Below are 24,081 nucleotides of genomic sequence, written 5' to 3' on the forward strand. Positions count from 1 at the left end.
GTGTAAACAAACATCATGGGGTGCAGCGACGTTTTGCAGCCCTTTTTGCATTTGACCCATCTACCAGTGACGGGTTTACGTTACGCCACTTGAACTTCATTTTCAGGCTGCTATCCTTTGCCGCCCTTTTTCACGTGTTGAGGTAATTTCTATGGCTATCGGTTTTGATTACGGAACCGCAAACTGCTCCGTTGCACACCTAAATAATGGCAACGTAGAGCAAATCCCACTGGTAGGGGATAACTGCTACATTGCATCAACACTGTGCGCGCCGACTGCCGAAACGGTCTCAGAGTATCTGTTTCGCTGTCTGGACATACGTCCGTCTAACGACATTGGTGAGGCTGTGTTGAGGCGCGCCGTTAAGCTGAACCGTGAAGAAGGTATAGAGGTGATTCCGAGTGATGTCTTGTTTGGCGAGCAAGCGCTTAATCTTTACTTAGAAGATCCGAAAGACGTGTATTACATCAAGTCACCAAAGTCCTTCCTAGGTGCCATGGGGCTGCGTGATATGCAGCTTTCCTTCTTCGAAGATCTGGTTTGCGCCATGATGAGTAACGTAAAGCGCAGCGCTGAAGCAAATCTCGACCGCGCGATAGAGCAGACGGTCATTGGTAGACCTGTTAACTTTCTTGGACGTGGTGGCGATGCATCTAACCAGCAAGCTGAAGGGATATTGCTGCGTGCGGCAAATCGTGCTGGTTTTAAAGACGTCGAGTTTCAGTACGAGCCTGTGGCAGCCGGGCTAGAGTTTGAGTCTACCTTAACCGAAAACAAGAACGTACTTGTTGTCGATATCGGCGGTGGTACCACAGACTGCTCCTATATTCAGATGGGGCCGTCTTGGGTTGGAAAAAACGACCGACAACAATCCCTTATCGCGCATACCGGACAGCTGGTGGGCGGTAATGATCTGGATATCTATATTGCGTTTCGCCGCTTCATGCATGCGTTTGGTATGGGCACCAAGCGCCACTCTGGCTTAGATATTCCCGTGACACAGTTCTGGAATCCTATTGCTATTAACGATGTGCAAGCTCAGCGAAAATTTTACGCTCACGATAACTTAAAAGAGCTGAGATTATTGGCAAAAGAAGCCCTTGAGCCAGAAAAAGTCAATCGCCTTGTCGCTTTGCATCAAGAAACGCTTGGTTATGCGGTGATTCGTGAAGCAGAAAAAGCCAAGATTGCGCTAGAGGAAAGCGCTGATTACCAAGCCATGCTCGATCTGTATTCTGAGCATGTGGGTATCGAGATAACTCAATCAGACATGGCGGTGGCGATCGATAATCCAACGAAGAAAATTCAAGCGCTGGTGAAAGAAGCGGCGCAGCAAGCGGGCACCTTACCTGATGTGATTTACATGACAGGCGGTTCTGCGCGCTCTTCTGTTTTGCGTACTGCGGTTCAGGATGTATTGCCGAATATCCCAGTTGTGTCGGGGAATTATTTTGGCTCAGTGACGGCCGGGTTGGCGAGATGGGCGGATGTCTGTTTTAAGTAAAATAATTGGCTTATATTAAAATGACTAAGCCCAGAGCGTGTGCTCTGGGCTTCTTATGGTGTGAGTGTTGTTTGAGCCGATGCTCAGTGGAAAGCCTATTTAGTCGGCATTGGCAGAATTTCAAACATGCCGTCAAACTCATCAAGCGACGCGGCTAGCTGTCCTATAAGCTCAGCATTGCCCTTGATTCCCGCTTGCCCCGATTTTAGTAGCTCATCAAGCGTAGTCTGCCCAAGCGCTACTTGAGTAAGGTCGGCTTTATTGATTACCAGCTCGACGTTGGTCAGAGGCAATGTCTCCACTTCGATGTTACTCATGTTTGCGTTTGATACTTCGCCATAGTAACGCTCTTCCACATCTGGGTGATACAGCCCAAAGGTAAAGTCTAGACCCGCTTGTTCTGCTTTTTCTGCATTGAGGCGCACGGCGATGAAGTCTAAGAACATGCCTGTTGGCGTGTTGGCAATCACGTCAGCAGATGCCAGTTTGATCGATGGTTTGATTTCACCGGTTCTAAGCTCAACCGCACCTTGAAGGTAGGAGTTACGCCATGCCATGGTTTCTGACTGATACCCTTGCTGCTCAAAACTGTCTGCTAGGGCATAACGATATTTCACGTTATTCGGGTCGCATTGCACTAGGTCGTTAAACAGCTGTGATGCCTCTTGATACGCACCTTGATTGAAGTGTTCCATACCTGCGCCATACAACACCTCCGCACCCGCCGCTTCCACGTAAACGCACGATTTCTCTTTAGTTTGTAGAGGGTTGGTGTTAACCGGATTCATATCGTGATAACCCAAGTATAGGTTGACCACTGCGCGCGCATTGTGGCTGTATGAGCCATGATAACCATTGGTATGCCATGTCTGCTTTTGAGACTCAGGCACTAGCTTTTCAATCTCACGACCAACATCGTGAATCGTCACACCGTGGTTAGCAAGTCGCATTGCTTGGTTGTGAATGAAACCGTAGTTGTCGCGTTGTAGCGTCATGTACTCAGAGATTTCGTTGATTTTTGTCTCTGGATCGTCCCAAACTGGCGCCGAGTGAGCTGCGTGAATGTTGTCGACTAACCCTGAGTCTACATAACGCATCTTCAGCTCAGTGAGGTACTTGGTCCACACAAGCGCGTCACGAACTTTTGCGCCACGGAAAGTGTAGATGTTGTGCATACCGTCATAAGTCAGCTCTGCGGTGTTCAGTGAGCGATACTGAGGCACATACAGCACGATTTCAGCTGGGGCTTCAGCGCCTGGCATATTGATCGCGTGGAAATCGAGGCCATCAATGGTAATGACTTTTTCACGTTCTTGGATTTCTGTAGTTGGCGCAACTAAGGTCACTTCACCACGAGAGGTGCCTAGCCCTAGAGCGTTATCGACAATGCCTTTCTCATCGTTATCCAGCGTTGTGCCATATTGATAGTTCGCGCGGCGACCCATGGCGGTACCTGCGATGACGTTTTCATCCGCCAACTCTTTGATGAAATCTTTTGGTGCGTAGATAGGTGCGCCTTCACTAAAGTCGCCAGACTCGTAGATGCCACGAGATCCACCAAAGTGGTCTGCGTGCATGTGTGAGTAAATCATCCCCGTGATTTTATGCTCGCCATTGATCTTTGGTAGATGCTGCTTAGCAAAATCCCATGACGCCGCTGCCGCTTCGCGTGACAGCAGTGGATCGTGAATCACGTAGCCATTATCGGTGCGATAGATGGTCATATTAGAAAGATCGGCGCCTCGGATTTGATAAACGCCATCCGTTACTTCATACAGACCACCAGCCGCGTAGTTGAGCATACCTTGGCGCCAGATAGAAGGGTTGACCGTAGGCGGGATCGCATCCACAGACAGCTCAGCCATAAACTCAAAGCGATTCTTTAGCTCGCCCGCTTCATGAGTGCCAAACTCGGCGATAAGACCGCGCTTGGTGCGATCAAAGGCAGAGGTATCTTCCCACGGAAGTGTGGCAGCAAGCGCTTGGTTAGCCTCAAGAGTATGGGCACTGGCTGGTTTGCCTTGGTAGTCTTCAAGACCAGCGTAGTCAGCGTGGGCCGCAAAAGATGCCATAACAGCGATAGCGAGAGTCGAAGGAGTTAGAGCTCGAAGCATAAATAACCTCATCACAGAATTAACAGGAAACGAGATCACTATACCCACTTGACTCATAAGCAAACATGCAATGTAATTTAGTTAATACATAACAGCTGGCTATGAATTATGACGCTTTCCGATTTCGACCTTAATTTAATGCGGGTGTTTTTAACCGTTTACCGCTGCCAATCCATCACGGTGGCTGCAGAGGTGTTAAATCTCACTCAACCGGGTGTTAGTGGCGCACTAAAGCGACTGCAAAACCAGCTTGGGCAGAAGTTGTTTGTGAGAGACGGTCGAGGCATTGCTCCAACACATTTAGCGCATGAAATGGCACGTCAGATAGAGCCTGCATTAGAGGCGATTGAGAACACGCTGACTGATGCGCAGGAGTTCACCGTTGAGGGTAAGCGCCGATTTGTTGTCTACACCACAGAGCCGGTCATGCTCAAACTGGTACCGAAAATTGAAGCAGATAAGAGTTTGGGCAACTGTGAGGTCGTCTTGTGTCCGACGACAGTCAGTGAGGCAGAGCTGCTTGAAAAGCTCAATCTAAGACAAGCCGATTTGGCGATAGAGTTTTCTGAGTCCTCGACGTCGAGCCACTTTACTCAGCCGTTTTTCTCCGATCAAATATGCGTCATAGCCAGCAAAAACCATCCACGAATCCAAGGCAACATCAGTACTCAAGATTACTATCAAGAAAAGCACATTACCTTGAAGCTGCGCCGTGAAGAGATATTTCTAGTCGATTATTTTACCGAGGAGCATATTCAGCCACGCAAGGTTGCTGCAGAGTGTGAGTCCTTACTTGCTTTGATGGCCTTAGTGGCAAGTAGTGAAAGTATTGGCATGACAAGTGTCAGTATGGCAACGCAGTTTGCGGAGCAGTTTGGCTTGCAGATCCTTGAGGCTCCGTTTAACTCTCTGTCGGTTGATTATGTACTGATGGGACACAAAAGAGAGCAGAATAGCAAAGCCAATATCTGGCTGCGCGAGAAGCTGCTCTCTTATGTCTTAGATTAAGCGCCTTTGCACAACCCTTAAGCCTCGGCTAGGGTCAGTTTCTGTCTTCTCATAAAGGCAAATAGGAGTACTAGGCTTATTAACGCGGTGGCGCCTTCGGCAAACAAGATACTTGCCCAGATGCCATTGGTTGGGAATACGCCTGGTAATAAGATGACACCCAGCGCGACGAACACAAAACCACGAGCCAGTGAAATAACGGTTGCTTGGTTCGGTTTAGCTATCGCTTGAAACAGATTCGCTACCACCAGATTCAATCCCATCAATGGTGTGGCGTAGAAGAAAAACAGCAGTGCAGTGGCCGAAAGCTCTAGCAGCTCACTGTCGGCACCTAAGTAAAAACGCGCTACGTCTTCTGCAGTAAACCAAATGACCGACAAGAACAGAAAGCCACTGCCAATAGAGGTCACGAGTCCAAGTTTGAGCGTACTGTTTACGCGATCGGTTTTACTGGCGCCATAGTTAAAGCTAATAATTGGCTGACACGCTTGGTTAATGCCAACAATCACAAACAAAGCAAACACACCCACGTTGGCTGTTAAGCCGTAAGCGATGATATGTCCCTCTCCAAATTGGCTGAGCAACACATAGTTAAACAACAAGATGGTCAGCGCTGAGGTGATCTCAATAAAAAATGTCGGTACACCAATTTTCAAAATTTGACCGATTCTATCGAGCCCTAGACCTTCCAGACTAAAACGTAATTGTCCTTTTTGCTGCCAAAAATGAGTCAGTAGAATCGTTGCAATGACGCCCTGTGAAATAGCGGTTGCGTAGGCGGCGCCTTTCATACCCCAACCAAACTCGAGTACGAATAGGTAATCAAGGGCAAGGTTTGTCACTGCGCCAAATGACATGGCATACATGGCAAGTTTCGGGTTGGTATCGTTGCGCACAAAGCAAGACATGACCCAAGCTAATGCGTAGAGCACGAAGAACTTGAGCATAATGTCTAAGTAGTCGTGCGCGAGCTGTGCCATGTAGCCGCTGGCTCCCATTAGAGCAATGATCTCATCAAGCCAAATTAAAGCAGACACGACAGTAATCGTTGTGATAATCGCAGTTGCTAGCATCGATTGGCTAAACAAGGTTTGACCGATCTTGAGGTTGCCTTTACCAAACTCAATCGACATCAACGCAGCACCACCAATACCTATCATCATGGCGATAGCAGAAAACAGCGAGTACGCGGGAATCGTGAGGGCAATAGCACCTAGACCTTCGGCACCGACACCTTTGCCTACAAACCACGCATCTCCCATGATGAAGATGGACTTGATGACCATGCCCGATAAAGCGGGCAATAAATACTGAATAAACGATTTCTGAATCGGATCAGATTTTAGATTTATGCTCATTGATAACCAAAATACGTTGAAAGTAATACGAACTCTATTACTGGTATTATCGTTACCAAAACTGGGCTAAGAAAGGGAGATTGTGACCATTATCTGGCACTATTCGGACGTTCGTTTTCGAAATTCAGCGGGAGACTCACCCATTTGACCTCGATAAAAGCGTCCAAAATAAGAAGGATCATCAAAGCCCAAGTCTAAAGCGATGGTTTTTACGGTTTTGGTGGAAAACAGTAAGTCTCGGTTGGCTTCCAAGAGGATTCGGTCATGCAAAAGGCGAGTAATGGTTTTGCCTACATGCTTCTTGGTGAGTTCGTTGAGGCGTTTACTGGTGATGGATAGGGCATCGGCATAAAACTGAACGTGGCGCTGCGAGCGATAGTGGCGTTCAATTAACTCTAGGACCTTGGTCATGCGGGCATCTTTGACCACCTGTTTGTCTTCTGTGTCGATGGAAAATCTCAGTAGGTAGCGCAAAAAACTGGTTAGCAGTGACTCAATCAGATCCCAATCGGTTTGTGGCTGGTGGAATTCATCCAATAACAGAGCAAATAGAGGCTCGAAATAGTCTAGCCCATCATTAGAGGTATCAAAGTAGGGCTGTTGGTCATCGTGGGCGCGAAACACGGCATTGAACATACGTTGATGGCGCGGACGATTCTCCAGAAAGTCGGTTGAGAAAATCATCATTCGATAATTGTCAGTGAGCTCGGCGGTCTCGTGTACTTGTCCCGGTGCGATGGTGAAAAAGCGTCCTTTTTTACTCGGGTATTCGACAAAATCGATGCTCTGTTTGCCGACATCATCCAGACACCAAATGATCTCAAAGTAATCATGTCGATGAGCACCAATAATCCCGCCCTCATCATCGATGGCACTGTCGATGATCTGACAGGGGTTTCCCTTCGGGAGGGTGATGACGTTTATCTTATTGCTCATGTTGACCATACCAAATACACCATCTCTCAATTATGACACTCAAAATTGTCGATTGCGACCAAACGTCTGGTGTCAGAGTGTGTAAAAATTAACTAAAATACAAGCAGTAACATGGGGAGGATGGATGCAGATACCCACCATAGGCTTTGACCATAAGAAAACCAATCAAGCGGAGTTAGAGATCTTCGATCTGGAATCTCTGTACCAACGAGAATACAAAGATCACTCGCCGCAGCGCCCTCATCGCATCACCTTTTTCATGATGGTGTACATCGAACGCGGGTCGGGTACTCATATGGTCGATTTCAAGAACTACCCATTTGAATCAGGAAGCATAGTCTTTGTGCGCCGTGAACAGGTTCACTGCTTCGATTTTGCCTCTCAACCAGTCGGCAAGGTGGTGATATTTACCCAGGAATTTCTCGACCAAGTCCACGCTAATATGCGTCTTCCTAACTACACGCCAACGCACCTGAATCAATCTCGCTCGCCTGTATTGGCTTTAGATAGTGATACTTGCCTTAGTGCCAAACGAATCATTGATGAGGTGTTAAAAGAGATATCCCATGACAAGACAGATCCGTTAGTGGTGATGTATCTGTTTTCTGCCTTCGCGTTGATGCTGCACAGGCTAAGGCCTGAAGAGCGTCACGATAAGCTGTCGCAGGAGCAAAGTGTCAAGTTAGCGCGGTTTTTCGATCTTCTACAAAGTCACTATGAGCGCACACGCGACGCCAACTGGTATGCCTCACAGATCGGTACGACCTATAAAACACTCAATCAGATCTGCAAGCTGGCAACGGATCTCACCGCAAAGCAGATGATCGATGCGTTTGTGACGATCGAAATGAAGCGTCGTTTGGTAGTGAGTAGCGTGACAACTCAGCAACTCGCCTATGATTTTGGCTTTGAAGATGCCAGTAACTTTGTAAAGTACTTTAAAAACCAAACAGATATGACGCCAAGTCAGTTCCAAAAGCAGTACGCCGACCCTCATATTTAGCCGAAAACCTGTGTCTTGGGTTCGATATTGACCATTTTCCGACTCACTTCTACACGGAATTCCATCGAGCTTGTTCCTATTATTGTTTGCGAGCCAACAAGAGGAAAACAATATGAACAAGCTTACTCGTCTATTCGCTACGACAGCTGTAGCCGCTTCAGCCCTATCTGTTACTGCGATTGCAAGCGCAGAAGAAATGACCAATCGCGAAAAGGCCGTTGCCGTCATTTCTAGCATTGAGACTGGCGATCAAAGTGCCATCGGCTTTATCAATCCCGAAAATTACACGCAACATAACTTGGGTGTGGCTGATGGACTAGCAGGCTTTGGCGAGGTGTTACAGCAGCTTCCCGAAGGCAGCGCGAAAGCGAATGTGATTCGCACTATTCAAGACGGTGATTATGTAGCGCTGCACACGGAATACAATTTCTTTGGCCCTAAAGCTGGCTTTGACATCTTCCGCTTTGAAGATGGTCTAATCGTTGAGCACTGGGATAACCTGCAAGAGGTGGCCGAGCCCAATCCAAGTGGTCGAACCCAGTTTGATGGTGCAACAGAAATCATAGACCTAGATAAAACCGACGCCAACAAAGCCTTAGTCACGGACTTTGTGAAAACGATTCTTATGGGAGGAGACATGTCGAAGATTGGCATGTTCATCGGTGACAAAGATTCTGATTACATTCAACACAACACGGGCGTTGCCGACGGTTTAAGTGGGTTAGGCGTTGCGATGAAGGCGCTGGCTGAAGCGGGTATGCCGATGGTTTACGACGCGAACCACTTAATTATTGGTGAGGGCAACTTTGTGCTTTCCGTCAGTGAAGGCAAGTTCATGAATCAACACGTGGCATTTTACGACTTGTTCCGCGTCGACAATGGCAAAATTGTTGAGCATTGGGACACCATTGAAGTGATTCCGCCAAAATCTGAATGGAAAAACGACAACGGTAAGTTTGGTTTTCAGTAAATACACCGAGTCGTTCCAAGGAGGGTCACTATCACAGTGACCCTTTTTATTTCTTAAAACTCAGTTGGAGCCGTGATGAAAACGATAAATATAGAAGACTACGCATCGGCTATCGAGCTAAATACGCCTTATCAAGTAATGCCTGTGGCGCTTGAGGTGAACGAGGCATTAGAAATGCTTTGGCGCGAGCTTGAGCCTACGTTGGCAGCCATGAGTGCACCGGAACGTGCTGATTGTGATGCCAATCGGCAGCGACAATGGATTGATGCTGCAATCACCCTATTGCCGCCGAACGCACTGAGCCCTAAAGGTGAAGCGGCACTTGATGCTTTGCTTATGGCCGAAAAACAGCAGCGAGAGATGACGTCAATCGAGTCACTGTTGGCCATGCCGTTCTTGACGATTGGCAGTACCAAGATTGTTTTATGGAAGGGCGATATTACGACGTTGGAAGTGGATGCCATAGTGAATGCAGCCAATCATCAGATGCTTGGGTGCTTTCAGCCGGGACATAAATGTATTGATAACGCGATCCATAACCGAGCCGGTGTTCAGTTGCGAAGAGATTGCAACACCATTATGGAGATCCAAGGGCACGATGAAGCCGCCGGACAGGCGAAGATCACCCGTGGTTATCATCTGCCAGCGCGCTACGTGATACATACAGTAGGCCCAGTGGTTTCTGGGATAGTGCAAGAAGCCGACCGAGCGACGCTTGCCTCCTCTTATCGCTCTGTATTGGATATCTCGCAAAAGGTGTCAGGTATTGATTCTCTTGCGCTGTGCTCAATTTCAACCGGTGTGTATGGCTATCCCATTGAGCAGGCCACACCAATTGCGATTCAAGAGACGGTGGAATGGATAAAAGCCAATCCCAACAAGCTTAATAGCGTGGTGTTTAATGTGTTCAGCGACCGAGATTACGTGGTTTACCAAAGTCTTTTGGAGGAGTTTGTATGTCAGCAATAGAGAAAACCTCTGTTGCTGTTTACGTCTTGTTATCGGTTTACACCTACAAGCCTCTGATTAAATTTGATTTGTTTATCATTACTGCATAAATCATTTGCTTAAACTACGTAAATGCTCCATTATTGCGTAAATGTTTACGTAGTTTGAGGGTGTGACCGTGCAGGTTCAACAAGATGAAGAGAAACTCAAGAAGGCAACGATCCATGAAGCAGCTAGAATTGCCGGTGTGTCGATAGCCTCCGTGAGTCGTGCGCTCAATAACAAGCCTGGAATTTCTGAAAAGACTCGAGAGAAAATCTTAGAAGCGTGTAAGCAGTTGGGTTATGTACCCAGCAGCTCCGCCCGTGAATTAACAGGCAGTCGAAAGAACACCATTGCCATCTCTTTGGGCCCGCATGATGCCTACGCGTCGCGCTATATTGGTATGCTTTGGCCCTCGCTCTCTGGTGCGTTGCGTAAATCAGGCTTAAACCTTTTACCTTCGAGCTTTGCTGAGCTGGAGATCTCACAAGTTGGTGGCGCCGTCTTGCTAGGCATCACGGCGAATGACCCTAGGATAGAGTACTGCCAGCAGCACAACATTCCATACGTATGTATTGGTATGGCGGAGGGCTCTTTTTGGGTCGCTCCTGATGACTTTAATGGTGGCCGAATGGCTGCTCAGCATCTGGTAGATAACGGTCTGACGGGGATAGGCTTTGTAACGCCTACTACCTATGGCGATGGCTATCAATTTAGACACCAAGGCTACTTATCTGTGATGGCAAGTAACGCTTTACCAGTGCGAGAGTTAAGAACGGGTGCTGATCCGCTTGGTGAAATTGCGGCTTACCGACATTTTATGAACATGGATAAGAAGCAGCTTGAGTCCTATCAAGGCTTCGTGTGTGAATGCGATGAGACAGCGCTGGGCGTCATCGCCGCCTTAAAAGACCGTGGCTACCAGCTACCACAAGATTTCTCTATTGTTGGTTACGATGGGTTGCCTGGTATTGCTGCTGGGCTTACCACCATTGTCCAAGATACCGATGCAATCTCCGACAAAGTCGCGCAAATGTTGGAAAGTGCCATGCTAGGTGAAGAGCCGGTGGGCTCTGTTGTCTCAGTTACGCTCAGGAAAGGGGAAAGTAGCTAGACTGCTTTTTACTTATTTAAAAACCGCACCTCGTCGTGCGGTTTTTTTTACTTAAAATTTACGTATCTGACATTTGGCTTTCAAAGAAACACCTGTTTTCCCACCTATCTAGCACGCTAATAACATACATTTCATCAATATGTATGCAATGAAATAGCTAAAATTATAGAAAACATGATCTTCATTGCATAAATAAGAACCTCGCCATCCATCATAAAGTAAAATGTGATCGATGCAACGTAAGCGCTTACGTGACTCATGCATAATCCACGTATACAATTTAACGTGAACAGGAAGCATGATGAAAAAGACACTGACAGCGACTGCGATTATCGCGGCTAGTTTTGGTTTGCATGCAGCAGAAAAGACAGAAGTCACTATTGCTGGATGGGGAGGGAACGATGTCGTGGTTCTCAATAAACTGGTAAACGATGTGCTTGCTGATGACTTTGACAAGGCAGGCATCGAAGTTAAGTACCAAGCGGTAGAGGGGGATTTCTCACAATTTATCACTAACTCCCTTTCTGCAGGTACTGCGCCAGACGCATTCTACATTGATGTCGTTTTCGCAAACACCATGGTGCAATCGGGAAAAGTGGCTGCTAACAGCGCAGAACTAAATTCTGTCGCTAAGCATATGATTCCAAGCTTAAACGCGTCTTTTACTCTTCAAGGTGACCAATACGGTGTCGCCAAAGACTTCAATACCATCGCCTTACAATACAACAAAGACATTTTCGATGATGCTGGTGTTGATTATCCGACGAGCGAAGACTCTTGGGATCAGCTTCGCGACAAGCTAGTGGCGGTAAAGCAAGAACTGGGCGACGAAGTCTCGGGTGTGTGTGTGATGCCTGATTACGCTCGATTTGCACCATTTGCGTTAGCGACAGGCTGGAAGCCGTTTAATGAGAAAGGCCAAACGGTTCTTGATGAGAACTTTGAACGTGCATTTAACTTTTATACCGGTCTGGTGACTGAAGATGAGGTAGGCATTCTTGCCACTGACCTCGGTCAAGGCTGGGGTGGTGGCTGTTTTGGTACGGAAGAAACTGCCATTGCTTTAGAGGGTAACTGGATCAGTGGCTACCTGCGTGATAAAGCACCAAACCTACCGTACGGCACGACGATGATGCCAAAAGACCCAGTTTCTGGTGAGCGAGGTAACTTACTGTTTACCGTAGCCTGGGGCATCAACGCCGACGGTAAGAATATCGCAGCGGCGCAAAAAGCGGTTGAAATTCTAACCAGTCAAGAAGCGCAAGAGTGGGTATTGGACTCCGGGCTTGCTCTTCCAAGCCGAGAATCTCTGGGTAAATCCGAGTTCTTCTCGCAAAACACAGCCGAAAGCAACCTAGCCCAGCAGGTATTTAAAGGTGCATTAGAAGGCAACGTTGAGCCGTTTGCATTCGGACAGCATGGAACAGCGTGGATGACACCAATCAACGAAGCGCTTAACTCCGTTCTACTTGGTCAAATGTCGCAAAAACAAGCGATCAAGATAGCTCAAGACAAATACAACGCAATGACGGCAAAGTAGGTGAGTTGAGCGATGAATTCTCTACGTTTACGTCAACAAGTCTATGGATGGCTCCTCGCTGGGCCATTTGTACTGACTCTTGTGGTGTTCTTCCTTTACGCGTTGGTTCGCACGGTTTACTTCAGTTTTACTGATTATGACCTGTTTAGCGATGCGGTATGGGTCGGACTGAAAAACTTTACCGCCTTATTGAGCGATGACCTGTTTCTATTGTCATTGGCAAACACCGTTTGGTTCTCACTGATTGTCACGTGTGTGCAGACGGTGCTTGCGCTGGGTTTGGCTATCTTGGTGAATTCTAAGATTCGCGCCAAGAGTTTCTTTAGAACGGCTTTCTATCTGCCAAGTATTCTGTCGAGTGCGGCGGTGACGCTTATCTTCATTTGGTTCTACCAAAAAAATGGTTACCTCAATGGGTTTGTGACTGACCTTGTTAACCACTTCCCGCACATCAGCTGCTTTGCTTTGGTGGCGATAGCAACTCAGTTTGTGTTGGTGTCCAAAGACCGCCTGAAAGGGCTACCTGTGGGATGGTTTGATCCTGCGTGGGCCATCATGTCATTCATGGTGGCAGGTGTTGCCACTCTCGTTGCTAGTTTAATGGGCTGGGTTGAAGTGAATCAACAAGTGGTCGAGGTGAACTGGCTTAACACTCGTGACCATGTTGGTCCTATGCCACTGACGCTTTGGGCAATTGTAATTCAGAACATCTACACCACGATCCCAACCTTTATGTTGCTGTTCCTGGCCGGTCTTCAAGGCATACCGGGTGAGCTGTATGAAGCGGCACACATCGATGGGGCGAACAAATGGCAGCAGCATTGGAACATCACGATTCCTCAGTTGGCCCCTGTGACGTTTGTCGTCGTGACATTCTCAATCATAGGTACGCTGCAAATGTTTGACCAGGTGGCACTGCTTGGCTCGGCTGCACCATTGGAGTCTCGAATCACGCTTGCTTACTACGTATACCACAACGCATTCCCACCGGGTGGCACGCCACAAATCGGTATGGCAAGTGCAGCGGCACTAGTACTGGCATTTATTACATTGGCAGTGGTTTATCTGCAGAAAATCTTTGGTGTTAAGGAGAAAGCAGATGGCTAATTCACTCACCGCGAGCAATACAGATAGCTCGCCTATCCAGCCAACGATGGAGCAGATTGCCAAGTTTCAGGCGCGTCGCCGCTGGGCAAAGGTGGCCTGGGTTTACAGCTCATTGCTGCTGGTCGCGACCGTGATGCTAGGCACCTTTGTGGTGGCATTTTTAGCAAGTCTGAAAGATGACCCACTCGAGCAGCCTTTTAAGTTTAGCTTTGCTCAGGTTCAGCCAAGTAACTGGAGCGCAGCCTATGATCTCGGCAAGCAAGGTAATAATGCCCCGATGTTCGGCGGTTTTGCGCCGGGCGCAGACATTAATTTCACCGTGACGTATGCCGTGGAAGCGGGCGAAGAGCTGGTAACACCGAAAATCGAAGTGCCTCGCCGCCGTCCGGGCACGGGCATGGCAGCAGCGATTGTGACTGACTTTGCTGCTGACTACGCGCTGGTAAGTGAGCCAGTCCTGGTGAGCACCAATCAAGACGTGACCTATATCGAAAAGCGCGGCCGCCGCGAAGTTGAGAAGCAGGGTCACAGCCAGACATGGTCATTCTCGATTCGTTATGACGGTGCAGGTCCTGAAATCGCTACGCTACCACTTACTGTCGAAGCGCCACGTGGGCAGGTACTGATCGATAGCACGCTGGCGCCAAGCAAGATGGAGCGTCGTGGCCGCGTGGCGGCATGGGATAACGCGGCACCTGGCTTTATTGGTTACGTGTTTAAGTCCTACGTTCGCGTATACACCGAGTCTGTGAGTTTGGATACCGGCAAGAGCCTGTTCATGAGCTGGACCATCAACTCGTTCTTTATCGCGATTGGTAAGGTGCTGCTGACGCTGTTCTTTGCTTGTACTGCGGGTTATGCCCTTGCACGACTGAAGTTTACTGGAGCGCGCGCTGTTTTTGCTTTCATGTTGTTCAGCATGATGATTCCGGGGCAGGTGACGTTTATTTCGAACTACCTGATCTACAAAGACATTGGTCTTCTGAACACGCCTTGGGCGGTGATCACCGCGGTCGTGGCATCCGGTCAGGTTCTTATTATGAAGCAGTTCTTCGAGAACATTCCGAAAGAACTGGAAGAGGCGGCGATTGTCGATGGCGCGAGCCCAGCTGTGATTCTGTGGAAGGTGTTTATGCCTCTCGCCAAGCCGGCCATCTTGTCGGTAACCATCTTGGGTTTCCAAGGTGCATGGAACGATTTCTTCTGGCCATTAGTGGTGATCAACAGCCCAGCTGATGCCTTCACCTTGCCCGTTGGTCTATTGAGTTTACGTAACGCCTATGGCGTAGCAGGTGACTGGAACCTGATCTTGGCAGGCGCTTTCCTGTCGACAATCCCAGTACTTATTGTGTTTATGGTTTTCCAACGCTACTTCGTCGGAAACGATATTTCTTCCGCTGTTAAAGGTTAATTTTCGGGGATATTTTAAGATGTTTATGAATTACAACGCTGGTCAAGGCGAACTAAAAAACTGGATCGTTGAAGAGACGGCGTTCGACTCTGCTTTCCAAGGTAAATGTGAAGTCGTAATGAGCCAAGGTAACGGCTACATGGGTGCTCGCAGTGCAACAGAAGAGAAATACGTTGGTCAGGTTCGCAACTTGTTTGTCGCGGGTACTTACAACAAGTTCGATGCTGATGAAGTGACAGAGCTACCGAATGCAGCCGACATGAGTGCTATCGAGATCTTTATCGATGGTCGCCGCTTCCACCTTGAGTCGGGTGAAGTGAGTAACTACTCACGCCGCCTTAATGTTAAAAACGGTGAGCTGACGCGTGAATTTACTTGGACGAACAACGAAGGCAACAGCTTCGAAATGCGCTTCCGTCGTTTCTTCTCGCAAGCAAACCTGCACTTGATGGCATTTGATGTTGAAGTGAAAGCGCTAAATAGCGATGCAAAGATTGAGATCCGCTCAGGTGTCGATGCTCAGCTGTCTAACTCAGGCGCTCAACACTTCCACGAAGGTGAGAAGCGTATCTACGACAAGCGCTTTATTGAGCTTCTACAACACACAACAGAAAGTAAGGTCGATTTTGTTTTCCTAACGTCTCATCGTTACTTCGTAAACGGCCAAGAGGCGGAAATCGATCCAGGCCTACAGATGGACCGCCGCAAAGTATGGCTGAACATCAACCAAGAGCTTAAGGCAGGTGACACCTTCCGTACTGAAAAAGTGGGTGTCGTACACACATCTCGCGACAAGCAGTTTGATGTTGAAGGCTACGAGCTTCAAGCACTGCGTGACCACGCTCTGACAAACCTTAAGACCAATGCAGATCGCAGCTTTGATGAGCTACTTGAAGAAAGTGCTGCTGAGTGGGATAAGCGCTGGGCAGGCATGAGCATCCAAATTGGTGGTAGCGATTTTGACCAGCTGGCGATTCGCTTTGCGCAGTATCAGCTCAATATCTTTACGCCAATGCACGATTCTCGCTTTGGTATTGGTGCGAAGGGGCTATCGGGCGAAGGCTATAAGGGTCACTCTTTCTGGGATACCGAAGTCTTCATGCTGCCGTTCTTCATCTACACGATGCCAGAGGTGGCTCGCAGCCTACTTGAGTACCGCTTCAAAACACTGGGCGGTGCGCGCAAGAAAGCAAAAGACAATGGCTACATCGGTGCACAGTTCCCTTGGGAATCAGCACTAACAGGCGAAGAAGTGACGCCAGTATGGGGCGCAGTAGACATCATCACAGGTAAGTCGACTAAGATCTGGTCTGGCTTTATCGAGCAGCACATCACGTGTGATATCACATACGCGCTATGGCAGTACTACCAAATCACCGGTGACCAGAAGTTCATGGACGACATGGGCTACGAGATCATGTTCGATACGGCAACTTTCTGGACTAGCCGCCTAGACTGGCTCGAAGATCGCAACATGTGGGGTATCTGCAACGTTATCGGTCCTGATGAGTACAAAGAGCACATCGATAACAACGCCTTCACTAACTACATGGCAGTTGAGAACATCAAACTAGCGATTCGTTACTACGAAGACCTAGAGGCCTCCAACCCAGAGCTGCTTGCTAAGCTATCTGACAAGCTAAACCTGGTTGAAGCTCGTCAAATGTGGCTTGATCGCGTAGACAACATCTACCTGCCGCAACCTCGCGCAGAAGATAAGGTGATTCCACAAGATGATACGTACCTGCAAAAAGAGATCATCGACCTGACTAAGTACAAAGAGCAGCCATTTGTTGGTGGCCTGTTCCAAGACTACAACCTAGAACAAGTTAACGAGATGCAGGTCTCTAAGCAGGCAGACATCATGGTGTTGTTCCTGCAGCAAGAAGACAAGTTCGACCTAGAAACTAAGCTAGCAAACTGGAACTACTACGAGCCTAAGACACTGCACGACTCATCTCTGAGCCTGTCTACACACTCAGTACTTGCGTCAGATGTAGGTAACCCAGAGCTGTCTTACGACCTATTCCAACAAGCGGCATCTATCGATATCGGTCAAAACATGAAGAGTTCTGACCACGGTATCCACGCAGCCTCCATCGGTGGTATGTGGCAGTGTGTCGTGTACGGTTTCGGTGGTGTTCGCATGCTAGGTGGCAAGCTTCGCATCAACCCTAATCTGCCAGAGCAATGGGATTGCCTAAACTTCCCTATCTACTGGAAAGGTGAGCGTTTGGAAATCACCGTAGACCAAGATCAGGTGCGTGTATCTCGCCCTGAGTTCAATGGTCAAGCACTAGCTATCGAGGTGGCAAATGAGCCACGTGTTATCGAATCAACAGAGGCTGTTTTCAATGTGTAAGGCGTTTATTTTTGACCTAGATGGTGTGATTACCGACACCGCAGAGCTTCACTACCAAGCGTGGCAACGCATGGCGAACGAAGAAGGCTTCTACTTCGATCGTGAAATCAATGAGCAACTGCGTGGCGTGTCACGCCGTGCATCTCTTGAGATCATTCTTGATGGACGTGAGCTTAGTGAAGAGAAAATTGCAGAGCTTATGCAGCGTAAGAACGACTACTACGTGGATTTACTCAACACCATCTCAGCAAAAGACGTGCTGCCAGGTGTTGAGCAGTTCCTACTAGAGCTTAATGCTCGCGGTATCAAAGTTGCGTTGGCATCGGCGAGTAAAAACGCGCGCCCAATTCTGCATAGGCTAGGTCTGACACCACTGTTCGATGCAATCGGTGATGGTTGGTCAGTGTCTCGTTCAAAACCTGCCCCTGACGTGTTTATTCACGCTGCGGGTCAGGTTGGCGTCAATGCTGATGAGTGCATTGTGGTTGAAGATGCGGAAGCTGGAGTGGATGCAGCGAAAGAAGCCGGCATGAAAGTGGTTGGTATTGGCCCAGGTGAACGTGTTGGTCACGCGACTTGGCGATTCGACGATACCAACGGGCTGAAGCTAGCCAATATCGTTAGTTAACCTTAGCTGCATTATCGAGGTGGGGCATCACGCCCCACCTATTAAAGACATTACTAGGAATTACTCATGGCGCGTTTAGAACTGAAAAATCTCAATAAAATCTATCCTGACGGAGCACACATCATCAAGGATGCCAACCTTACGATCGAAGATGGTGAGTTCACCGTTTTCGTTGGACCGTCAGGTTGCGGTAAATCAACCATGCTAAGAATGGTCGCAGGTCTTGAAGAGATTTCCTCAGGCGAAATGTGTCTAGACAACGAAGTTGTCAATAACCTATCACCAACCGATCGCGGCATTGGCATGGTGTTCCAATCTTACGCTCTGTATCCACACATGACGGTGTACGAGAACATCGCATTCGGTTTAAAGCTTGCTAAAAAGTCCAAACAACAAATCGATGATGCCGTTCGACAAGTTGCTGAAATGCTTGAACTGACTAAGCTGCTTGAGCAGCGGCCAAGCCAGCTCTCTGGTGGTCAGCGTCAGCGCGTTGCGATTGGCCGCGCTATCGTACGCAATCCAAAACTGTTTCTATTGGATGAGCCGCTGTCAAACCTAGATGCTTCTCTGCGTGTTCGTATGCGTCTGCAGCTTGCGGATTACCACAAAAAGCTCAAGTCGACCGTGATTTACGTAACGCACGATCAAGTAGAAGCGATGACACTTGCCGACAAAATTGTCGTCCTTCGTGCAGGCGTGATAGAGCAAGTTGGCTCGCCGTTAGAGCTGTACTACTTCCCTAAAACGCTGTTTGTCGCCGGCTTCATTGGTTCGCCAAAGATGAACTTGCTTCCGGCTACTTTGCTTGAAGCGAATGATGAGCACGCCAAAGTTGAGGTGGGCGACCACACCTTCCAAGCCGATGTAGACGCAAAAGGAGCAACACAAGGCGCCTTGATGACGCTTGGTATTCGACCAGAGGACATTCATTTGGATGCGCACGGTGTCGGTGTGATAGTCGAAGGACTAGAGCGTTTAGGCACTGAGTCTTTGCTTTACACCACGCTGGTTAAGGGCGGTCAAGAGGTCTTAGTACGCGTTCCTGGAACCGTACACGTTGAGGTTGGACAAAGACTGAATATTCGTATTCCTGCTGAAAAGTGCCATCTATTCGACAATCAAGGTCATGCATTGCCAAGACAAATGACGATGGAGCAGTTGGTGTCATTTCCACCTGAAGTGCCAGTCAATGAGCTAAAAGCGATCAGCTAACTTTAGCGAAAACAACGAGCAAAACATTATAAGAATAATTTAAAAATCCCCCCATGAGCTTTGCAGAGCTAGGGGGGATAGGGTTCGCTTTGCCTAAAAACGGCAGAGCATTGTCAAACTGTCGTTTCGATTGCAGTCGACGACAGTCTCAAGCCTTTGTGACAAGGCGTGATAAACATAAGGTAAATCACATGAAAAATAAAGCAGTGGTCAGCACTCTAATATGTTGCACTCTATTTCCGACCGTCGTACTAGCAGAAGAGTCTGCCACCGATGAGACACTACAAGCCGGAAGCATTTCGGGTGAAGAGTCTCCTAACGACGAAGCGTTAAAAGATGGCAGCATTCAGGGTATTGAGCAGGGACTCTCAAAAGCAGAGCTGCTTACTGCGGTTAATGTGCCGAAAGAAGAAGGACGTTTCCATGGCACGCTCGGTACAAACCTAGAAGTAGAGCAAGTGCGTCGAGATGATGGCATTAATGAAGGCAAAGTAAAGTACACCTTCGCTCAAGGTAGTTTTCGACATGACGACTTACCTGGCTGGGACTTTGGTTTCTACTCCGGTCGTGAATACTTATACAGCGGTGATCTTTTTAGTGCGAGCTATGATCGCGGCACCAATGCAATCCAAGAGGTGTTCGTTAACAGAAACTACGGTTTCGAGAAGGGTAACATCGGTTGGGGCGTTGCGTTAAAGAGTGAAAGTATTGACGAGCGAACCACTCCAGAAGGCAAGGTTTTCGGCTCTTACCAAATTACTGACCGCTTAGATATTCATGGCTACGCTATGTATCACGTCGAAATTAAACAGAACCGCGGAAACTTCAATTACTGGGAACTTGAGCCTGGTTTTGGCTACAAGATCGCAGATAACTCTGGTGCCTGGCTGAACTTCCGCTTGCAGCAAGGTGAGTGGGTACCCAAGCAGGGCGCTAAGGAGCTTGAAACCGAATGGATCATCAAACCTGGCGTTTGGTACAGCTGGGGCAAGCTATCGGCTTCACTGTGGGGAGAATTCGGTAAATTTGAGAAAGAAGCCTCTGCAACCGGCGCTCATCTTTGGACTGAGACCTACTCTAAAGTCGGTATTTCTGCCAACTACCCAATTGCTAAAAACTGGCGTGTGTTCGGCGAAACGAGCTACAAATGGCAAGACTTCAAAGATGGCAACGATGAAGAGTTTGGCGGCTACATTCCCGTCTTTATCGCAGGCATTAACTACAGCTTCTAACCTTCACATTTAATGGATTATTACCCCAATTATCCATGCTTGGCCCTAGGTACTGTCGCCTAGGGTCTTTTTTCTATGAGAACTCGACCATGACTGAAAAATATCGCCCAACGCTTCACATGACGCCAAATCAAGGCTGGATGAATGACCCCAATGGTTTGGTCTATTTCAATGAACAATACCACCAATTTTATCAGTATTACCCACATGATACCGTTTGGGGACCGATGCACTGGGGGCATAAAGTCAGTCGCGATCTGATTCACTGGCAAGAGCTGGCCCCTGCATTGTGCCCAGATGAATCGGGTATGTGCTTTTCAGGCAGTGCAATCGTCGATTGGAATAATGTGTCTGGTTTGTTTGCGGATGGGCGTCCGGGTCTACTCGCGTTTTACACCTCTTTCTTACAACCATCGGTTATCTTAGATAATGGCGAGTCGATTGAAAATCCGATCCAACAGCAATCACTCGCGTATAGCCAAGATGGCAACACCTGGACCAAGTATAAGTCAGGTGTGCCAATCATCCCTGCGCGTGGCAATCCAGACTTTCGTGACCCTAAAGTCTTCTGGCATCAAGAGAGCGAGGCTTGGGTTATGGTGGTCTCGTGTGGTCAGCATATCGAATTCTACCGCTCGCGTGACTTGCTCGAATGGCGTCTAGTCAGCGAGTTTGGTTATCGCCAAGGTGCACACAGCAAAGGTCCTTGGGAGTGCCCTGATCTCTTTGAGTTGTCACTGGAAGGGACGAATAAGCGCTATTGGGTGCTGGTGGTCGGTATTGGAGAAGGTGCCCATTGCGATGGTGCCGGCACGCAGTATTTTGTGGGCAATTTTGATGGTGAAACCTTTACCAACCTCAATCATCCAGACAAGGTTTTGTGGCTAGATTTCGGTCGTGATTACTATGCGACACAATCATTTTCTGATGTTCCCGAACAAGATGGTCGCCGTATTGTCAGCACATGGATGAATAATCATCAATACTCTTTGGAGCTTCCCTCTGAACGTTTTAGAGGAACCATGGCGATGCCTCGTGAGCTTTATCTTTTTGAGAGTGGTGACGGTATCCGGGTGGGACAGCGCTTTACCAAAGAGCTAGGTGCAGCCTTTCAAGTCGACTCACAGCAGCTAGAGCCAGAAAGCGAGCAAGCTCTGACCCTCTACCACCAAGACGCTGTGATGCATTTCCAATGCGATGCTACCTTAGATGATGAGCAGACGCTGCACTTAGGCTTGTACCAAGATAATGCTGCCTTTTACGAGTTTAGAAAAATCACTACAGGCTCGGGAGAAACGAGTCTGGAAGTGCGCTCTGTCAGAAGAGGTCAGTTTGGCTCAAAGCGCATTGATGAGCATTTTCCTCATGATTATCGAACAGTATTGCCAACAAATGGCGCGTTTCGATTAGAGGTACTTTTTGACAAGGGCTCGGTCGAGCTTCTCATTAACGGAGGAGAGTACAGTTTTACTAACCTTATCTATCCAAATAATACTCAAGCCAGTGCGTCGCTGAGCGTTGATAGCGGCACCTTGCATCTGAGTAACCTAACCACGAAAAGCCTAATGGGAGAGGGCACATGCTAACGGAATCAAAAGCGCGTAAGGCACTGCGTCAGATACTAGATTCGGTCGAGTTACCAAGACTCACTAAAAAAGATGAGAAAGTGTTCTTAGCGCGACTAGAACGTCACTTTCCTAATCTATTGAGCAAACTTCATGATCTTTATGGCGGTCATTACGACTTCTTTTTTCATGCGCAGAAGTTGGTGGTGTTATTAGCAACTAATTTCGCAAGCCGTAAGCGTAAATGGAAAAATCTAGACGAAAAGCGTCTCGCAAACCCACAATGGTATCGAAGCGAGAAGATGCTTGGAATGGCGGTGTATGTTGATCTCTTCGCGGGTGATCTCAATGCGTTGCATGCCAAGATCCCATACCTTAAATCGCTAGGTATCAACTATTTGCATCTAATGCCTCTCTACAAATCACCTGAGGGTGACAGTGATGGCGGTTACGCAGTATCAGACTATCGCAAAGTGGATCAAAGACTGGGCAATGAGAAAGACTTGGTACGGCTTGCCGATGCGTTGAGCTCCGAAGGGATAAGCCTAGTGCTCGATTTTGTGTTTAACCATACCTCAGACGAGCATTACTGGGCTATCGAGGCGCGCAAAGGTAACCCAGAGTTTGAGGACTTCTATTACTTCTTCACCGATGAGAAAGAGGTACAGGAGTACAATCAAACCTGCCGTGAAATCTTTCCAACGGTAAGACGAGGCAGCTTTAGCTACCTTGAGGATGTCGAAAAGTGGGTGTGGACGACGTTTAACAGTTTTCAGTGGGATCTTAACTATTCCAACCCAGCTGTTTTCAATGCGATAACCGACGAGATGCTGTTCTTGGCAAACATCGGCTGTGAAGGGCTGCGCCTTGACGCGTTGGCGTTCATTTGGAAAGAGAAGTGGACGCAGTGTGAGAGCTTGCCTAAAGCGCATACCCTGATCCAGTGCTTCAATGCCTGCTTGCAAATTGTTGCTCCGGCCGTGCTGTTTAAGTCAGAAGCGATAGTGCACCCTGATGAAGTTGTTGAGTATATCAGTGACGAGGAATGCCAGCTCTCCTATAACCCGCTTATGATGGCGTTAATGTGGGAGAGTCTAGCGACGCGAGACACTAAGCTACTTACTGCGTCACTGAAGAAGAGCTTTACTATCGCGCCAGAGGCGAGCTGGGTGAACTATATCCGTTGCCACGACGATATCGGCTGGACGTTTGATGACGCCGTAGCGAGTGATCTTGGTATCGATGGCTTCGAGCATCGCCGTTTTCTAAATCAGTTTTACACGGGCAAGTTTGACGGTTCGTTTTCTCAAGGTGTGCCATTTCAGGAAAACCCAAGCACAGGCGACTGCCGAGTCTGCGGCTCACTGGCTTCTCTCGCAGGTCTTGAGAAAGCCATTGAACTTGATGATGCCGAGCAAATTGAACACGCATTAAAGCGCGTTCGTTTGCTGAATAGTGTTGTGCTGAGTATTGGCGGCATACCGCTAATCTACCAAGGTGACGAACTGGGAATATTGAATGACCATAGCTATTTGAGCGATGAGTTCAAACGCGATGACTCGCGCTGGGTAAATCGTCCGGCGATTACAGAAGATGCGATGACGCGTGCATTAGAGGGGAATGGTTACCCAAACCGTATACACACTGATCTTAAGCAGATGATTGCCTTAAGACAGGCTGATACCGTTTTTGGTGCCGCGCAAACGGAAATCTTAGAAACCTATCGCCCTCATCTGTTCGCTTACGTGCGTAAACATGACAATGGTGACAGATTACTGGCTATCTGTAACTTTAGTGAGCACCCTGAAACTCTACCGACATCGATCTGTGACTGCCTCGATGGTGACCAAGTGGTGGATCTATTGTCGGATGCGCATGTTGATGGCACGGAGCTTAAGCTCAATGCTTATGATGTGATGTGGTTGAAAGTAAAACAAGCAAACTGATAGAGACTGATCTTGTGAAGGATGGGGCTAACTCTTCATCCTTTAGCCGTCTAGACTATATTTGGAAAGGATAATAAA

At 48.1% G+C, this 24,081-nt stretch carries 18 protein-coding genes; 15 read left to right on the top strand and 3 right to left on the bottom strand.

What is annotated here, in order from left to right; all coding sequences use genetic code 11:
• Positions 1–151 precede the first annotated feature (151 nt).
• Positions 152–1,504 carry a molecular chaperone gene (yegD, locus tag J4N45_RS18745; RefSeq protein WP_252015987.1) on the top strand — a complete coding sequence of 451 codons (1,353 nt, stop codon included), beginning with the start codon at positions 152–154 and terminating at the stop codon, positions 1,502–1,504.
• A gap of 95 nt (positions 1,505–1,599) precedes the next feature.
• Here the strand turns inward: yegD and J4N45_RS18750 are convergent, their stop codons facing one another.
• On the bottom strand, positions 1,600–3,618 hold the full coding sequence (locus J4N45_RS18750; protein WP_252015989.1) for an alkyl/aryl-sulfatase: 2,019 nt from the start codon (positions 3,616–3,618) through the stop codon (positions 1,600–1,602).
• 108 nt (positions 3,619–3,726) lie between these two features.
• Here J4N45_RS18750 and J4N45_RS18755 point away from each other — a divergent pair, with 108 nt between their 5' ends.
• Positions 3,727–4,626, top strand: coding sequence for a LysR family transcriptional regulator (locus J4N45_RS18755; RefSeq protein WP_252015991.1), 900 nt, complete (start codon positions 3,727–3,729; stop codon positions 4,624–4,626).
• Positions 4,627–4,643: 17 nt separating this feature from the next.
• Here the strand turns inward: J4N45_RS18755 and J4N45_RS18760 are convergent, their stop codons facing one another.
• Together J4N45_RS18760 and J4N45_RS18765 are read right to left on the bottom strand one after the other, a co-directional pair.
• Positions 4,644–5,984 carry an MATE family efflux transporter gene (locus tag J4N45_RS18760; protein WP_252015993.1) on the bottom strand — a complete coding sequence of 447 codons (1,341 nt, stop codon included), beginning with the start codon at positions 5,982–5,984 and terminating at the stop codon, positions 4,644–4,646.
• A 99-nt stretch (positions 5,985–6,083) separates the two neighbouring features.
• Complete coding sequence (locus tag J4N45_RS18765) at positions 6,084–6,920, bottom strand: helix-turn-helix domain-containing protein (protein WP_252015996.1); 837 nt, start codon at positions 6,918–6,920, stop codon at positions 6,084–6,086.
• A gap of 124 nt (positions 6,921–7,044) precedes the next feature.
• Here J4N45_RS18765 and J4N45_RS18770 point away from each other — a divergent pair, with 124 nt between their 5' ends.
• The 13 genes from J4N45_RS18770 (at position 7,045) to J4N45_RS18830 (ending at position 24,003) form a co-directional block, all read left to right on the top strand.
• The gene (locus J4N45_RS18770; RefSeq protein ID WP_252015998.1) at positions 7,045–7,923 is read left to right on the top strand and encodes a helix-turn-helix domain-containing protein; all 879 of its coding nucleotides are present in this window, start codon (positions 7,045–7,047) and stop codon (positions 7,921–7,923) included.
• 112 nt (positions 7,924–8,035) lie between these two features.
• The gene (locus tag J4N45_RS18775; RefSeq protein ID WP_252016000.1) at positions 8,036–8,893 is read left to right on the top strand and encodes a nuclear transport factor 2 family protein; all 858 of its coding nucleotides are present in this window, start codon (positions 8,036–8,038) and stop codon (positions 8,891–8,893) included.
• Between the two features lie 75 nt (positions 8,894–8,968).
• A complete protein-coding gene (locus J4N45_RS18780; protein WP_252016003.1) occupies positions 8,969–9,862 on the top strand; it encodes a protein-ADP-ribose hydrolase in 894 nt (297 codons plus the stop codon).
• 157 nt (positions 9,863–10,019) lie between these two features.
• Positions 10,020–10,997: a LacI family DNA-binding transcriptional regulator gene (locus J4N45_RS18785; protein ID WP_252016005.1), complete on the top strand. Its 978-nt coding sequence runs from the start codon at positions 10,020–10,022 to the stop codon at positions 10,995–10,997.
• A gap of 301 nt (positions 10,998–11,298) precedes the next feature.
• Positions 11,299–12,537, top strand: coding sequence for an extracellular solute-binding protein (locus tag J4N45_RS18790; protein WP_252016008.1), 1,239 nt, complete (start codon positions 11,299–11,301; stop codon positions 12,535–12,537).
• Positions 12,538–12,549: 12 nt separating this feature from the next.
• Positions 12,550–13,644 carry a carbohydrate ABC transporter permease gene (locus J4N45_RS18795; protein WP_252016010.1) on the top strand — a complete coding sequence of 365 codons (1,095 nt, stop codon included), beginning with the start codon at positions 12,550–12,552 and terminating at the stop codon, positions 13,642–13,644.
• Positions 13,637–15,055, top strand: coding sequence for a carbohydrate ABC transporter permease (locus J4N45_RS18800; protein ID WP_252016012.1), 1,419 nt, complete (start codon positions 13,637–13,639; stop codon positions 15,053–15,055). Before J4N45_RS18795 ends, J4N45_RS18800 begins: the two co-directional genes overlap by 8 nt.
• A gap of 19 nt (positions 15,056–15,074) precedes the next feature.
• Positions 15,075–17,417, top strand: coding sequence for a glycoside hydrolase family 65 protein (locus J4N45_RS18805; RefSeq protein WP_252016013.1), 2,343 nt, complete (start codon positions 15,075–15,077; stop codon positions 17,415–17,417).
• Positions 17,371–18,045, top strand: a complete 675-nt coding sequence (gene pgmB, locus J4N45_RS18810) for a beta-phosphoglucomutase (RefSeq protein WP_234497583.1) — start codon at positions 17,371–17,373, stop codon at positions 18,043–18,045. The genes J4N45_RS18805 and pgmB overlap by 47 nt, the downstream gene beginning before the upstream one ends.
• Positions 18,046–18,111: 66 nt before the next feature.
• On the top strand, positions 18,112–19,260 hold the full coding sequence (locus J4N45_RS18815) for an ABC transporter ATP-binding protein (RefSeq protein WP_234497581.1): 1,149 nt from the start codon (positions 18,112–18,114) through the stop codon (positions 19,258–19,260).
• Positions 19,261–19,451: 191 nt separating this feature from the next.
• On the top strand, positions 19,452–20,492 hold the full coding sequence (locus tag J4N45_RS18820) for an OmpG porin family protein (protein ID WP_234497580.1): 1,041 nt from the start codon (positions 19,452–19,454) through the stop codon (positions 20,490–20,492).
• 89 nt (positions 20,493–20,581) lie between these two features.
• A complete protein-coding gene (locus J4N45_RS18825; protein ID WP_252016015.1) occupies positions 20,582–22,078 on the top strand; it encodes a glycoside hydrolase family 32 protein in 1,497 nt (498 codons plus the stop codon).
• Positions 22,072–24,003 (top strand): amylosucrase, encoded by a 1,932-nt coding sequence (locus J4N45_RS18830; RefSeq protein ID WP_252016018.1) that lies wholly within the window; start codon positions 22,072–22,074, stop codon positions 24,001–24,003. The genes J4N45_RS18825 and J4N45_RS18830 overlap by 7 nt, the downstream gene beginning before the upstream one ends.
• Positions 24,004–24,081: the final 78 nt, after the last annotated feature.

Source organism: Vibrio sp. SCSIO 43140 (assembly GCF_023716585.1).
Taxonomy (GTDB): Bacteria; Pseudomonadota; Gammaproteobacteria; order Enterobacterales; family Vibrionaceae; genus Vibrio; species Vibrio maritimus_B.

What these genes read in the sequence shown, in the direction of transcription:
- yegD (WP_252015987.1), top strand. Translation starts at nt 152, where the DNA reads ATGGCTATCGGTTTTGATTACGGAACCGCAAACTGCTCCGTTGCACAC.
- J4N45_RS18750 (WP_252015989.1), bottom strand. Translation starts at nt 3,618, where the DNA reads ATGCTTCGAGCTCTAACTCCTTCGACTCTCGCTATCGCTGTTATGGCA.
- J4N45_RS18755 (WP_252015991.1), top strand. Translation starts at nt 3,727, where the DNA reads ATGACGCTTTCCGATTTCGACCTTAATTTAATGCGGGTGTTTTTAACC.
- J4N45_RS18760 (WP_252015993.1), bottom strand. Translation starts at nt 5,984, where the DNA reads ATGAGCATAAATCTAAAATCTGATCCGATTCAGAAATCGTTTATTCAG.
- J4N45_RS18765 (WP_252015996.1), bottom strand. Translation starts at nt 6,920, where the DNA reads ATGAGCAATAAGATAAACGTCATCACCCTCCCGAAGGGAAACCCCTGT.
- J4N45_RS18770 (WP_252015998.1), top strand. Translation starts at nt 7,045, where the DNA reads ATGCAGATACCCACCATAGGCTTTGACCATAAGAAAACCAATCAAGCG.
- J4N45_RS18775 (WP_252016000.1), top strand. Translation starts at nt 8,036, where the DNA reads ATGAACAAGCTTACTCGTCTATTCGCTACGACAGCTGTAGCCGCTTCA.
- J4N45_RS18780 (WP_252016003.1), top strand. Translation starts at nt 8,969, where the DNA reads ATGAAAACGATAAATATAGAAGACTACGCATCGGCTATCGAGCTAAAT.
- J4N45_RS18790 (WP_252016008.1), top strand. Translation starts at nt 11,299, where the DNA reads ATGAAAAAGACACTGACAGCGACTGCGATTATCGCGGCTAGTTTTGGT.
- J4N45_RS18795 (WP_252016010.1), top strand. Translation starts at nt 12,550, where the DNA reads ATGAATTCTCTACGTTTACGTCAACAAGTCTATGGATGGCTCCTCGCT.
- J4N45_RS18800 (WP_252016012.1), top strand. Translation starts at nt 13,637, where the DNA reads ATGGCTAATTCACTCACCGCGAGCAATACAGATAGCTCGCCTATCCAG.
- J4N45_RS18805 (WP_252016013.1), top strand. Translation starts at nt 15,075, where the DNA reads ATGTTTATGAATTACAACGCTGGTCAAGGCGAACTAAAAAACTGGATC.
- pgmB (WP_234497583.1), top strand. Translation starts at nt 17,371, where the DNA reads ATGAGCCACGTGTTATCGAATCAACAGAGGCTGTTTTCAATGTGTAAG.
- J4N45_RS18815 (WP_234497581.1), top strand. Translation starts at nt 18,112, where the DNA reads ATGGCGCGTTTAGAACTGAAAAATCTCAATAAAATCTATCCTGACGGA.
- J4N45_RS18820 (WP_234497580.1), top strand. Translation starts at nt 19,452, where the DNA reads ATGAAAAATAAAGCAGTGGTCAGCACTCTAATATGTTGCACTCTATTT.
- J4N45_RS18825 (WP_252016015.1), top strand. Translation starts at nt 20,582, where the DNA reads ATGACTGAAAAATATCGCCCAACGCTTCACATGACGCCAAATCAAGGC.
- J4N45_RS18830 (WP_252016018.1), top strand. Translation starts at nt 22,072, where the DNA reads ATGCTAACGGAATCAAAAGCGCGTAAGGCACTGCGTCAGATACTAGAT.